We start from the raw sequence: 15,045 nt of genomic DNA on the forward strand, positions 1-15,045 counted from the left end.
TTTGTTTCTATCCTTGAAAACAAAAGAGAGTCAGTACGCTAGCGCGTGATTACCCTACTTTAGGGATCTTCGCTACTAGACGTAAAGAAGCAGTCAGTTCTTCCATTTGTAACCAAGGACGCAACCATGCAACAGCATTGTATGAACCAGGTTGACCAGGGATTTCTTTCACTTCAACTTTAGCGTCAGCGAGAGGATACTTAGCACGGATTTCTTGTCCACCACCTTCTGATGCGTTAACAAAAGAAAGGATCCAACGGTTTAACCAAGCTTCAACATCTTCGGCTTCCATAAAACTACCGATTTTGTCGCGCGCCATGACTTTTAAATAATGGGCAAAGCGTGACGTCGCCATTAAGTAAGGTAAACGAGCTGAAATAGCTGCGTTTGCAGTTGCATCATGATTGGTCAATATTTTAGGCTTTTGACAAGACTGAGACCCAAAGAACACCGCGTAATCTGTATGCTTATAATGACATAATGGTAAGAAACCTAATTTACTTAGTTCTGCTTCACGTCGATCGGTAATACCAATCTCTGTTGGGCATTTTAAATCTGGGTCGCCATCATCACTGGTAAACACATGCGCAGGTAAACCTTCAACTTTACCACCGCCTTCAGCACCACGAATCGCGGTACAGAAACCGTACTTACTAAATGCTTGGCCCATATTGGTTGCCATAACATAAGCGGCGTTCATCCAGCAGTAATCATCATGATTAGCGACCTTAGAGCGACCTGTTGCGGCATCAATATCGAACTCTTCGTAACAAAACTCTTCAACGGGTTTTGTTGCTGAACCATAAGGCAGACGAGCAAGGACACGAGGCATTGTTAACGTAACAAAACGCGAGTCGTCGCTATCACGGAATGAGCGCCATTGAGTGTATTCTAAAGATTCAAATACTTTTTCAAGATCACGAGGTTTACTCAATTCAGTCCATTCGTCAAAACCAAATAACGATGAGCCAGCAGCCGAAATAAATGGACAGAAGCCTGCAGCGGCTACATTAGACATTAATGATAACGTTTCAACATCTTCAGGGTGATTACTAAATTCATAATCACCCACTAGGCAACCATAAGGTTCTCCACCTGGAGTGCCAAACTCAGATTCATAGATTTTTTTGAACATTTGGCTTTGATCAAACTCAACCGCTTTGCTTAAATCTTTGTGTAAATCTTTTTTAGATAAACTCATTACACGGATTTTTAAGGTTTCGTTAGTTTCAGAATTTTTAACCGTATGATGTAAACCACGCCAGCTACCTTCTAATTTTTGTAGCTCTTCGTTGTGCATAATGGCAGCTAGCTGTTTAGAGATAACTTCATCTAGACGTTCAATCGCTTTGTTAAACGTGACTGTAAGGTTTTTATCCCATTGAACAGTACCTTTAAGCGCTTCTTCCGTTAACGAACGAATGAGTTCTTCTGCACGCGATGAATCGGTTTGCTTTGTTGCTACAATTGCTTGCTCTAAAATAGAAACACTGTGTGTTTGCTCTTCAGATACAGCATCTAATGACGCGGCTTCCATGCTCATTATTCAGCTCCTTTGAGGTTAAGTTCACCTGCTAACTGGTCTAAACTCGTGGTGTTGTTTAACACTTCTTCTAAAATGTTCTCTAAGTTTTCAGAACGATCGACTTTAGTCATCAAATCGCGAAGCTTATTACGGGTTTCCATTAATTTCTTCAATGGCTCAACCTGATTAACAATCGCGGCAGGTTCAAAGTCTTCGATGCTGTTAAATTGCAGAGCCACTTTCATTTCAGAATCGTCGCCCGCTAACGTGTTTGGCACCGAAATATTTAACTGTGGACTCATACGCTTTAACACATCATTAAAATTGTCACGGTCAATTTGTACAAAGCGACGATCTTTTAATGGCTTTAAATCTGTGGTGTTGTGTCCAGTAAAATCACCTGTAACACCAATAACAAAAGGCAATTCTTTTTTTACAACAGTGCCTTCTGTTTCAACATCATAAGTAATATGAACACGCGGTTTTCTTACTCGCTTTAATCTATCATGTACACTCATTTGAACTCCTTTCAATAATATGTTGAGTAATCAACTACAGATTAATCTTCAGTTTTTATTCCAGATAACTTGAAGAAGCCATTCCTCGCTTCACCATCTTGGATTAATTCTTGCAACAACTCAGGTAAACTGAGGTCGCTCCACCGTATGACTTGCTCAATTGCATAAGACATTGGCGAATGTGGTTCAGTCTTTCTAAAAAAGTTAGCGATATTTTCAAGATTATTAATAGCTTGAGCTCTTGAATTAAGTTGCCCATTTACGCCAGACGGCATTGTTTGATTATCTACAACGTCACTATTTGGCTCTTGTGATATCTGCTGCTCTTGTTCAGAGTCTGATTTATTTTTTGCGATTATGGGCGCCGTAATTGAGTTAATTTGTAACTCACACGCTTCTAATGCCTTGCGAATATAGCTTGTTGGTTGCGGCTCACCGTTCATCGCGTCATCCATTGATGCCGATAAACGACTGAATGCTGCTATCGCATTATTGATATCGTGATGTAACTCGATAAAGAAACTGTCTGGGGTTTCTTTGATGCTGTGCTCGACATCTTCAAGTGAGACAGAGCCTGACTCAAATCGCTTTTCTTGTTTATCTTTATCTAATCGGCTTGTATCGAGTGCTTGCTCGTATTGCCACGTTGAAAAAGTCACACTGCCGTCGGTTATTGGGATGGTTCTAATGGGATGTATAAGTGAACCTTCACTTTCAATACCATTTAGGCCAATTAATGGCGCTAATCGTTCTGCTAAATCACTAGGATCGGGAATGGGGTATAAAGAGTCCCAAAAAGTGTCAATAAGCTCAGCAGCAAGCGTGAACCCAAAACTCAGACCTTTAAAACCATGTAATCGACACGCAGACTCAATGAACCAAGCAACATATTCTATGTCTTTCGATTGCTCTTTTAAGATAAGAGGAACTTGTTCAAAAATTGGACGCCATTCCGCCGCAACTGACAACACATCTTCTTCATCAGTCAGTGCTTTACGTTCTTTAGATCGTGCAATATTCCGCACATCCTTAAGGAGGTAATAGGTCGATGTTGGACTAATATCTTCACGCGGATCGACTCCAGTCCCTGCATCATCAGAAATAGGAAGAATTAATTCATCAATGGTTAAATTTTTAAGCTTACTCAATCTAATTCAGTCCCTGAACAAAATGATTAATGCATAATGATAGAAGCATAGCGCATCAAAAACAATACATAACACCGTCTATAATAAAGGTAATATATGGTTTTAATACTGCAACTAATCACAAGTAATAATAATTAACGCGCCAATACACCCTATGTAATTACATCACAATTAATGTTGCTCAATTATAAACAAAGTAAAATTAAACACTCACTTCACATTATTTAACCTGTTTTTTATAGCTAATTAATATTAACCAAAAACAGGGATCGTTTTATCACTATCGTCAATAATGGATATTTTTGCATGTGCATTTTTGACAAGAATACAGGTGACATTATCTCGAGCATTTCTGACTAATGATGCATGCAATAGTGCTAATCCAGAGTCAATAATATTACCGGACTTAATAGTTCGCTCTATTTCGACATCGTTTAACTCTTTGTTGAGGCCATCACTGCAAAGTAAAAAAACATCACCGTCTCTGACCTTGCCAGTGCGATAATCGATGTCTAACTTTGAATCCACACCAACCGCACGAGTAATAACATTGGCTAATGGATGTGACTCAGCCTCTTCTGGTAAAAGTAATCCTTCGTCTACCATGTCATTGACTTGGCTATGGTCTTTGGTAACTTGTTTCATTTGTTGGTCGCGTAGCAAATAAATTCTGCTATCACCGACCCAGAGTAAGTGATAATTATCTTGATAAAGCCACAATACCACAACGGTACTGCCAGCTACCTTGCCATCAAATTCTTGCTCACTCATACGTTGCAAAAAACGATTACTGTTTTGCAGTGATTGCTTTAACACATCCAACGTTATCGTGTCGGGTTGCAGATGTTCAACCGCTTGTTGTATACCATCAATCACTAATTGACTTGCGACATCGCCTGCAGCATGGCCGCCCATTCCATCTGCAACAACCCAAACACCGAGATGTGGCAACTCTAAATAAGCATCTTCGTTTATTTCTCTAACCGTTCCACGGTGAGTTAATGCATGACTTAAGTGCACGATGTTTGCTCCTTAATTAACTCGGCAGTATTCCAACCATGCTTTATCCACTGACCATTTAACATCGAAATAAATTGGCTTATTTGTGGTAAGCCTTCTGTAATAATGGTGCATGATTCAACCTCATCGGAGCCTTCTGTCCACCAAATACTGTAGCGGTCAAAGCGTTTTCTGTATTGTTGATCGAGTAATAACAATACATCTGATGAATTGTCGCCCAAAAATACCCAAGACTTTTTGTTTCGATCAAGCGATTCATGTTCTGATAACCGATCACCATTGGCGGCTACGGATAGTGGCTCTTTTAGGATCGTATCAAACCATTTATCAATGACGGTATCATCTTCAAGAACGTGTAATATGCTCTGTTCAAACACCTCAACCCATTGATTGTCTATCCATCCTCTTAACGCTGTTTGAGTATGTAACCCCGCAAGCGTAAAAGGATAATGGCGCCCGACATGATCAACACTAGGAATAACGGTACCGACAACAGCTTCATCACAACACACACCAGAAGATAACGAAAAATGCCATATAGGACTTGTTAAGTAATAATCTAGCCAATCATGCTCAGTTTGTTCTTTACTCACAGCAATAACAGCTTGTAACCAGTCATTCCAATTTTTAAGAAAATCAACATTCAAGTTCTGCTGAATAAAGTCCCCTTTTGAGGGGACTTTCCCACAGTAACCCACTGATGTTAAAGGTTCGCAGGACATCTAAACTTCTCCATATTTGCCATCCAAAATGGATTATTAACACTGTTTGCTGTTAATTTAAGTTCCGCGTTGTAACCTTTAAGGTTGATCACTAATTTGCCATCTTTTTTAGTCTGCGGACGTTTTTTACTTAATTCATCTAACAGCTTGAAAAACGACCACTCACCTTCATATTTTTTATTGATAGAGCGACCACCGTTATGAAACGAAAAAGCAATTCTGGTTTCATTATTGGCTCCAGGTCCAGGCCAAGAAAATAATTCCTTACGAGGTGGGCCATGGCGATATTTAAGTTGTTGTCCATCGATTTCAAACAGGATCATACTGACAGTACTGTCTAACGATTCTGGTTCTAATGAGAAATGGACCTTTGGCTGATTAGAGCCCGGTTCGAAAAAAGCTTCTTTGATAATGTCTGCTCGTTGATACATTTCTAATATATCGGTACGAATACCGATATTATTTTTAAAACGCCAAGGTTTTTTACTGGTATCTACATGCGCTGCAAGATATTGATCCCAAAACTTATCTAATGTGCCGCCATAACCGAAAAACTTACCAAAATCTTTTAATCTCACATTCGATTTAGATTTACGATCAAATGGATATCGACCTGCTATAGCGCTATTAAATTCAGATACCACTTGCGACCGCCAAATACCATTAAAGCGCTGGCTTTGGTTTGATTTAGCAAATGAACGAGTTTTATACGCTACCTCGCCTAACCAATTTTTAATTGGGTGAGGTAAACTCATCAATTGCTCAGACAAACTCTGTCCAAGTTGTGCAAAGCTCTCTTCTGTGGCTTGGTTTACAACATTTGCTTGACCATCAGATTGCATAGCTAATTTGTTATAATTACGATTAAGCGCGCGTAATGTTGTTTGTATTTCATCAACATCAGCTATATCCACTTTTAATAACTCTGCAAAAGCATATTCAACGTCTTTACCCGGTAATTCAGCCGCATCAGACTGTATTGAAGTATCTGGTAATAACCTGTTGAGTTGAGCTTTTTTAGACCTAAATGCAACATCTGTAATATTGCCAGCAACTTCTGTAGCAACTTTTAAATTATTTGAACTAACAGGCACTTTAGTTAAATTCACATTTTTTTGAGCGGCTGTAATAATGGTTTTAATAGGCTGATCAGGACTAGCAAGTGCAGCAGTAACACGCTCAGCCTCCTCACGTGTTGCATATGGCTTAATGGCGATATCACTTAGAAAATCTTCCCAATAGAAAATATAATCTCGGATATACCTTTTCTCTAGCTCTTGAGCGAGCATCGTTTTTGCTTGCTCATCTAGCGTCGCTAAATCATCACCATAAACCCAACTGTCCGCAGTCAGATTTTTAATGATTTTATTTTTTTCAATACTAAAAATACCGTGGAAGCCGTTAAAAGTGTACAGCCCTGGTATGCCTTGATTAAATTGACGTCCACTGACAAACATTAGGCCGTCTAAACTGTCTAAGCTAAGTATGTCGACTAACTTAAAGTCAGGAATACTGCCGTTTGAAAAATCATTTTTTAAACGTTGATATGCTCGTTCGACCAAAGGCAGCATCGTTAAATTAGCCCGAGCAAAATCGACGGTACTACTGTCGTATTTAGCCCCTCGAATACCGAGAGACAATAATGTGTCTATATGCTTGTTTAACTCATCTCTCACTTCGTTATTGACATCACCCTCAAGGTTTCTATCAATGTATGCAGAGAACCATACCTGAACATCGCTTTTGTCATAATGCTCTGGAAAATATAGCATTAAGTACGTTTTCAAAGTCTCATATAAGTAATTAAGGTGCTCGCTATTAGCATCCATTTCTTCACTAAGAATAGATTGCAAAAACGGCATTAAATGAGTTTCAAGTGCGCGATGATAAGCCGCTGTGGCTGGTTGTTTTAACTTGTCACCCTGATACAAGCCTAGTGTATGTGCATCGTCTGGTTTATCCGTTCCAAAACCTACCGGTAAATCACGGATAAGCGTTAAGCCTTTGGTTAATGTGATTACATCAGATTTGGCATTTAATCCACCATTGGTAATGGTTTTATAAGCAGTAATGCCTTGATAAGTATCATCAATTAATTGCCGATTCCAATCGTAACTTTGCCACCAAAAATAACTGGTAAGTAAAGTCACACTCGCCGCTACACCTACCGATACTTTTCGAAGCAATTGGTTTTTATTGGTATGTTTACGATTAGTTGAGGCTAGGTTTTTTTCTGGAAAAATAACATCTTCTAAAAGACGTTTAATAAAATAGCTTCGTTGCTTATTCGTCGCAGACGTTTTTGCTTTACTCTTAATGCCACTCGATAAGTGATTCGACAGATGGTCAATAGGAGTGCCTTCTTGTGTCGCACTCGTTAAATACACTCCGCGAAGTAAAGGTGCTTCTTCATAGGCATTTGGGGCAAATATTTCTTTAAGGAAATCATCAGCAGAGCTTTGCAAAAGTCTAAGTTGCTTCGGGAATTCGTAAATAGCAGCACGGCGCTCTAAATCTCGCTCGTTTTTCAAACGACTATTCAATCGAGCATTTAAATTCAATAATAAATCATGAAATTCTTTATTAAATAAGCTGACGGTATCCGTGGCTTCAGAGTCAACATTTAATGGGAATGTAATACCCCAAATCTGTTCGCAGTCTTCTTTGGTTAAATCGTCAAAAAATTCATTAAATCCTGCGACCAAATCTGATTTTGAAAATAAGACGTACACAGGAAAAGTCATACCAAGCTGATTTTGCAACTCTTGTAAACGTTGCTTAATCGCGCGGGCATGTAAATTTCTTTCTGTCTTCGTTTGATTCAGTAAATCAGACATACCCATACTGATAATGACGCCATTGATAGGTCGGATTGGGCGATATTTTTTTAATAACCCCAAAAAGCCCTGCCATGCACGCGAGTCTTGTTTAATATGACTATCTTGAGTGGTGTAACGACCCGCTGTATCAATCAATACCGCTTTATTGGTAAACCACCAATCACAGTGGCGAGTACCGCCAATGCCTTCAATCATATCAACACCCATTTTTTCTTTTAATGGGTATTCCAAACCAGAATGCTGAATCGCGGTGGTTTTGCCACTGCCTGGCGGACCAATCATGATATACCAAGGTAATTCGTAGATACTCTTATTTTTAGTCAACTTAGTGTTTTTAAGAATATCTAACGCTTGAGTCATTTTATTCTGTAAAACAGTGATTTCACTTTTGGCTAAATCATCGCCCGATATGTTATTGCCATCTTCGCCATTAATTAAGCTATCAACCATCTTTTCACTTTGTTTTCTGTGAGATAATTGTCGCGTAAAATGGATGGTGCCAAAAACAATCACGATAATAAGCAACAAAATAATCCGCGATGCTGCTGATGCTAATGGTTCATGTCCAGCGATAGCCACTAATGGACCGCCGAACCAAATAAGAAGTGATATACACACAAACCCTAAAATAGTAATGACCCATTTAGATTTGAGTGTTTCGACAATTCCTTTGCCGACTGATTTTAAAGACATTGATGCGATTCCTTTATGTCACATTAAAACAATAAGTCGATTTCGATTCGACGATTTAAACCGCGATTGAGATCGCTATCATTAGGTACTCTTGGCTCAGATTCGCCACGCCCTTCAGGCCATAAACGACCACTTAACGATGCGTTATTAGCCAGAACATTAGCAATTGACGTTGCCCGTGCTAATGATAAATGCCAATTAGATGGGTATTTAGACGTAAAAATAGGTTCATCATCGGTGTGACCGGTAATCAAAATTTTACCATCGGTGCTTTCAAGGGTACGCGCAATCTTGGCCAAGATGGCTTCAAAATCAGAACGAGGTTGGGTATTACCAGAAGCAAAGAGTTCGGTCGCACCAATGCGGATCCTTACGCGATCGCTTAACTGCTCTACCTCGAGTAAGTTTTTACCTATTTCGGTTTGCAGTAACTGTTGTAATAAAAGCGCTTCTTCTCGACTAAGTTGTTGTTGTGCTTCAACGGTTTTATCCCATGGCACTATCGAGGTTAACTCTTTGTAAGTTTCTGAAGAATAATGATTAATACTGTAGCTAAACCACATATAGATAAATAGGATTACCACACCAAATAGCGTACCGATAACCCATAAAGGAAACGGTTGTTGGAACGTTAAGTTTGGTACAATATTTTGTCTCCAACCTGGAGATAATTCACGATGAAAGTCGCCTTTACAAGATTGAATAGCTAAATATGTTCGTTCTCGTAATGCTTCAAGCTTTTGGTCGCCTTGCGGCTCAATTCTCATCTTACCGACAAAGCCTAACGTTAAGCATAGATACATTAGCTCAAGCAAATTACACTTTTCTGCAGGGTTACGCAGTGAAGCATCAAGCAAGGTGTAAAAATATTCCCCCCCTAACGTTTCATTATGAAAAGTAGACAATAGACTGTCAGATGCCCAATAACTTTGTTCGCCCCATGGAGTATTTAATACCACTTCATCAATAAAACAGCATAAACAATATCGAGCCGATTTTATGTCATCTGACGCTAAATCAGAATTACGCAGTTGTTGCTCATAATTTTTAATGAGCTCTACACAGTGAACCCGCAATGTATTGACATCATCATGTTGAGTGCTATTTCGTAATTGTGTACAAATCGATAATAGCGTACCGGCATAGTCCACGATCGGGTTTTGCGATAAGCTTAATTGTGAGCGATTCGCTCGATTATCAACACGTTGATCTTGGATCAACGTTTTTTGATTATCATCATCGACTTTGGTTTTAGTACCCGCCATACCTGCCCCTTTCCCTGGACGAGGTTTAACGATGGTTTTATCGTTCACAAAATTATCCTTAATATTTGACGTTTAAATGTTCACAGCCCAAAGCTCAAGTTGAAGATCAGGATAAGCACCTGAAATATGCATAGCTACGCCACCACTTGATTTGAGTTTGACCCAATGGCTATTATTTTTATCCAGTTGGAAGTAGTGATATCCAGCATGATATGGCACTTGTCTTGGTGCAACGGGTAAATTAGAAATACCAATACCTGGTAATTGGTTATTAACCAGTTCACGGATCGATTCAACCGAACCAATTTTGATTTGAGATGGTAACCGTTGACGTAGTTCATCATTGGGGACATTCGCTTTGACAGCCAAAATGAATTCCGCATTGTCGAGCATGCTTTTATCTGCAATCGTCGAGAAATAAACCCCAAATTTAGTTTTCTCTAGCACAAGTTCAGTTGCACTTTGCTCTAAAACACTACTTAACCCATGATTGACAATTACCATGGTATTGCTAAATACATAGGTTAAGTTGTCATGTTGATAAATAGGAAAATTAGGTGGCCGCTTATTAGGGCTACTAAATGTAGATAATTCACCCGAAAAACTAATTAAGGTGCGATATAACAATTCAGGATGAATATGATTAACGACACCGTAATGTTCAAAAATAGGCTGGTATTTATTCAATAATTGCAGCATTAGAAAGTCTGCAATAGAACTAGACGTACCTTGAGATTGGCTTAAACGGCCCGCGATAGCTTCTGCTCGTTGATTAATCATACCGGTAACTTCGGTAGTCACATTCATTAGGGCTTTAATGTGTTCAATACCTGTACAAGCCGGAATGAATTTTTTATCTAAACGAATAACGCCTTCTTCTGACACGTCTATAACACGTCCAATCGCTATCGATACGTATCCAGAACGGTCTTCACTTTGCAGTTTTAAGCGGCAGTCTAGTTTAGCAACTTGGAGTACTTCCATTGCATCAGAACCCACACTCGTATCGACAATGTTGTGATCTTCATAGGTGTAACGGGTAATTTGGTTTTGTTCATATGATGAAATATTTAAGCCATTACTTTTCGCAACAGGCAGAACCAAATACACTAGCTGGTCAAAGGTACCTGCAGGAATACTGATAGCTTTAGGCAATGGACTCTGTTCTGGTAAACACGCTAATGTATTGTCAGGAAATACACAGTCAATTCTATCTAATCCAAATTGTCCAAGCGGTAAAAGGCCATAGTTAACTTCATAGCTCACCACTCCCCACGCTAAAGGATTATTATTGCTCGCGGCACGTGCCTGTTGATGTTGCAGAAAACGTTCTTGCTGTTGCATATGTTGCGGACGAAGAAACATGCCCTCTGTCCATGCTATTGGGCTAAAATCGCTCATAATTTCCCTATTGACTCACAACCATTATTTTTCTGAGTTATAAACTGCTATTTTTTCGATGTTAATAATGACATCGTCATACCCCGTAGGATCGACTGCAACAACCGAACGCCAGCGTGATGAATCAATATCTCGATACGCCACAATGACGCCAACAAAACGGGTATTGTTGCCTAATGTCATCGTGTACTCTCGAGATTCTGACGGTTGTAGTTCCAATTCATCTTTACGAATAAGATCAGGACCAAGAACACTTTCAGCTGATTCATCAAGAGTAAAAAAATCTTGTGTATCAAAGATGGTTCTTGATGATAATTCGAAAATTTTGACGACCACTGGTGAAGGACGATTGTTGATATCTGGATTAATATCGGCACTCGCAATAAACGTCACATCTGTCGATGGTGGCACAACAGCATTGATAGTTTTACAACCGGCAGCGAGTAATAACACACTGATGATTGTGGTTAAATATAGACCAAACTTTAACTTCATTTATTAGCCCTTAATAATTATAACGTTTTGATTTTATTGTCGTATGCTTTAACAAAATCGTCTGATAATGCGGCGGCACTGTCTTGCGAGAATTCAGTGTTAAGATCTGAATGTAAGCTTCTATACACTTTCCATTGCCTGGCCTGTTTCTGTCCAGGTACCAACAACCCGGTAAACGATTGGCTTTGGCTTTTAGTTTCGATTAAATCAGGATCTAATTGATTTAATAACCCACGAATAGCACCTAAAGTACCAGCTGTTAATGCGGTATCATGTTTGCGCCCATCATTAAATGCTTCTGTAATAGCTTGTTGTGATGATAAGAAACTGGCGCTTTTTCTTAAAAATAAATTTTGAAACACATCATCAATATTGGCAGAAAACTTTAAAGGATTATTTTCTCGCTGTTGGAACGTAGTTTGATTAATTCTAAATTCTGTTTTTAGCTTTGATCGCTGGCGTAAGGAGTCCATAAGACCAGTCAACATTAACTGCATACTTTGCCCAAGTTCAAACATCAACTCTTCACTTAGCACACCAGAATAATCTTGCTCATTTATTCCCAATCCTTTAAAAAATGCTTGGCTTAAGCCTGATGGCGTAACGTTTTGGTGACTCACTCGCGATTGAGAAGGCGCCGCGACCGTTTTGGAGATATCAGTATTAATTGTCTCGGTTACTTTTACAGGAGCAATAGTCGCCTGAACCTCTTGAGTAACAGGTTTCATCGGCTCAGAGGCTATAACATTACTGTGTAAATTCTGACCAAAAATATCTTTATCCCATTCTTCTGGGATCGCCACGGGGGGTTGAAAGTGGTCTTGCAAGTCAGCGTTCATTTCGGATAAGCCTGCTGACTGCTGCCTAGATTGCTTTAACAACATAGCAGAATCAAACCCTGCAATATCAGAGTCAAATTCAGAATTAAACATTGATGATGACGTTGATGAAGTCATTTTTTGCGGGGTGATAGACGTCTCTAATTTAGCTGGAATAGCAGCAACTTGAGCATGCTGTATATGACTCGCATCTGCAGTCTGCATCGGTAACTTAGCGCTAATTTCATAATCGCCGAACGTCAGTAAATCATCATGATCTATTTTATGTTCACGGGTTGCACCAAGCGCATCAACAGCACGGTTTACATACAGACCATTCGTTGATAAATCAGCAATATAAAAGCCATCATTGCGTTTGGTAATTTTTGCATGTGTGCCAGAAACCACTTTTTCAGGGTCTGGTAAATACCAATCACATGATTCTGAACGACCCAAAGTTAACGAATCAGTCACTGTTTTAGTTATGATTTGCTCAGGGGATAATCTGTGATAACTCACAATTTCTAGCGATAATTCCATTTTTATTATATCGTCCTTCATCAACTTATAGACTCATCATCAATAGCTTGTCAGTTATAGCCTTTGTACACCATTTAGGCGTTCATACATCTCATTGCCTCGAGCAAATAATTCTCGTGCTGTTTTCAAATATTGTTTTTCTAGATAGATATTCGCTTGACGTAAAAATGAAGCCGCTAAACGCTTATCAAGAGTTTGTAATGGCTTAAAGTCCTCTGGTAAATTTGTTGCAAGATCTCTCACATCTCGATCAAATTTTTGTAAATCTTTAGGATCGTCAATGGCTTCTAATCGCAATGTTAATTGGTCAAAAGTATCTCGGTAATACACTTCAGCAGCCTCATATGGGTAACTCACAGTGATCCCTTTCGCCGTTGAATTGTGATAATCATTCAACGCTTTTACAGCCACTTTTAATTCTGAACCGTATGCAATAAGCGGTTTCGCATCAGGGTAACTGGCAAATATCATTTCACCCGTCGTAATTAATGCACCTATCTGTTTAATATTGTGGCTTTTTAACGCATTATTAAATGTTGTTGCAAACAGCGTATATTCTTCTGTGCTTGCCATATAACGATAATTGGGTTCTACGAAAGCTAAACCATCAACAATAGACTGGATATTATTACTGCCCTCTTCGTTATAACGAGCTTGAGATAATAACAAGCTTAAACGTTCTGACAGAGAATCAATCACAGATTGCTTGCTGCGTTCAGCCTGATTCTTCATTTGTGATAAACGAATCGAATCTGGATAATAACGTTCTACATCCTCAATAACATGTGCGATTTTTTCGTAATCTTGATATAAGCCATTATGACTTTTAGGCAACGAAGCAATACGCTGTTCGACAATATCTAATACTTCTACTTGATGTATTTTTAATAAGCCATTTTTGATTAAGGCATTATCATCAGGAATATCATCTATGCGATCTAATAACCCAGTAGCGGGAATATATTGAAACGCTTCAACTTCATTTTGTGCTTTGCTTGTTTTAGCGACTTTACTTTGCAAGTCATCTAATTGAACTTGATAATATTGTTGAACTTGCACCCCAACAACAGCAATAACGGCACCCGCAGCTATCGCAGTAGGTAAAGGCCAACTTTTGCTGTGAAATTTTTTGTTTATTTGTTCAATCGAAGATGCACGATGGGCTTTTTGAAGTGCTAAGCCTTTCTTCAGCATTGGCCATAGTCGTAAACTAATATGTTTTGGTTTAACCAATTTAGTTTTCGTTAAATCGACTTCATTTGCAGCAATACGCTTGTAAGGATGTTTGCTCGTTAACAACTCATAGCTAATGCATGAGAAAGCAAAAATATCATCGGCAATACATGCATCTTGTCCAGATAACTGTTCATAGCTTGCATAAGCTGGGGTATAACCTGTTAAAGGAGAGTCTTGATCCGCTTCAGCAAAAGCATACTGGTCTTCTCTTTGCTGTAAGTTTTTAGCGACACCAAAATCAAATACTTTGATATTACCTTCACGAGTAAGAAAAATATTTGAAGGCTTTAAATCAGTATGGATTATACCTTGCTTATGAGCATACGACAGTGCCGAAGCTATCTGTTCAATAATCTTTATGGAGCCATTAAAGTTGATCCCCAATGGCTTTGAACGTTTAATAACTTGATCTAATGACTCACCGTCTAACCACTCCATCACCATAAAGTGAAAACCATCATCAGTGTCAACATCATAAACACGAATTATATTAGGGTGAGATAATAGTTGAGTTTGTACGGACTCTTTAATAAGGACTTGTTGGGCTTCAGGAATATTAGATAATTGGGATAATAGTACTTTTATTGCAACAAATGGTTCTGCTACATTTAAAGATTCTAAATAGAGATCTTTGGCTCGGTATATATCGCTCATACCACCATGGCCAATTTTAGATTCAATTAAATATCTGCTTTTGAAACATTTTCCAATCAAATTCACTTTGTTGGTATTAGTTCCAGCATTTTCTAATCCAGCGACGACTGTTTTATCTTCAGTAGACATGTTTGGTGCTTTACTCTTATCCATAAGTACAGGTTAATCCC

General features: G+C 38.9%; 11 protein-coding genes. All 11 read right to left on the reverse strand.

Annotation, left to right across the window (positions count from 1 at the left end):
- Positions 1-49: 49 nt before the first annotated feature.
- Positions 50-1,543 (reverse strand): type VI secretion system contractile sheath large subunit, encoded by a 1,494-nt coding sequence (tssC, locus tag GQA99_RS12335; protein ID WP_160054185.1) that lies wholly within the window; start codon positions 1,541-1,543, stop codon positions 50-52.
- Positions 1,543-2,043, reverse strand: coding sequence for a type VI secretion system contractile sheath small subunit (tssB, locus tag GQA99_RS12340; protein ID WP_160054186.1), 501 nt, complete (start codon positions 2,041-2,043; stop codon positions 1,543-1,545). The genes tssC and tssB overlap by 1 nt, the downstream gene beginning before the upstream one ends.
- A 41-nt stretch (positions 2,044-2,084) precedes the next feature.
- Positions 2,085-3,191: a type VI secretion system protein TssA gene (gene tssA, locus GQA99_RS12345; RefSeq protein ID WP_160054187.1), complete on the reverse strand. Its 1,107-nt coding sequence runs from the start codon at positions 3,189-3,191 to the stop codon at positions 2,085-2,087.
- 252 nt (positions 3,192-3,443) lie between these two features.
- Positions 3,444-4,211, reverse strand: coding sequence for a PP2C family protein-serine/threonine phosphatase (locus GQA99_RS12350; protein WP_160054188.1), 768 nt, complete (start codon positions 4,209-4,211; stop codon positions 3,444-3,446).
- On the reverse strand, positions 4,202-4,933 hold the full coding sequence (gene tagF / locus GQA99_RS12355) for a type VI secretion system-associated protein TagF (protein WP_160054189.1): 732 nt from the start codon (positions 4,931-4,933) through the stop codon (positions 4,202-4,204). The genes GQA99_RS12350 and tagF overlap by 10 nt, the downstream gene beginning before the upstream one ends.
- Positions 4,915-8,466: a type VI secretion system membrane subunit TssM gene (tssM, locus tag GQA99_RS12360; protein WP_160054190.1), complete on the reverse strand. Its 3,552-nt coding sequence runs from the start codon at positions 8,464-8,466 to the stop codon at positions 4,915-4,917. The genes tagF and tssM overlap by 19 nt, the downstream gene beginning before the upstream one ends.
- Positions 8,467-8,489: 23 nt before the next feature.
- Complete coding sequence (gene tssL / locus GQA99_RS12365; RefSeq protein WP_160054191.1) at positions 8,490-9,779, reverse strand: type VI secretion system protein TssL, long form; 1,290 nt, start codon at positions 9,777-9,779, stop codon at positions 8,490-8,492.
- A 24-nt stretch (positions 9,780-9,803) separates the two neighbouring features.
- Complete coding sequence (tssK, locus tag GQA99_RS12370; protein ID WP_160054192.1) at positions 9,804-11,132, reverse strand: type VI secretion system baseplate subunit TssK; 1,329 nt, start codon at positions 11,130-11,132, stop codon at positions 9,804-9,806.
- A 24-nt stretch (positions 11,133-11,156) separates the two neighbouring features.
- A complete protein-coding gene (tssJ, locus tag GQA99_RS12375) occupies positions 11,157-11,627 on the reverse strand; it encodes a type VI secretion system lipoprotein TssJ (protein WP_160054193.1) in 471 nt (156 codons plus the stop codon).
- 17 nt (positions 11,628-11,644) lie between these two features.
- Complete coding sequence (tagH, locus tag GQA99_RS12380) at positions 11,645-12,985, reverse strand: type VI secretion system-associated FHA domain protein TagH (RefSeq protein WP_160054194.1); 1,341 nt, start codon at positions 12,983-12,985, stop codon at positions 11,645-11,647.
- A gap of 54 nt (positions 12,986-13,039) precedes the next feature.
- The gene (locus GQA99_RS12385; protein WP_160054195.1) at positions 13,040-15,004 is read right to left on the reverse strand and encodes a serine/threonine-protein kinase; all 1,965 of its coding nucleotides are present in this window, start codon (positions 15,002-15,004) and stop codon (positions 13,040-13,042) included.
- Between the last annotated feature and the right edge of the window lie 41 nt (positions 15,005-15,045).

Source organism: Shewanella litoralis, assembly GCF_009828585.1.
Lineage (GTDB): Bacteria > Pseudomonadota > Gammaproteobacteria > Enterobacterales > Shewanellaceae > Shewanella > Shewanella litoralis.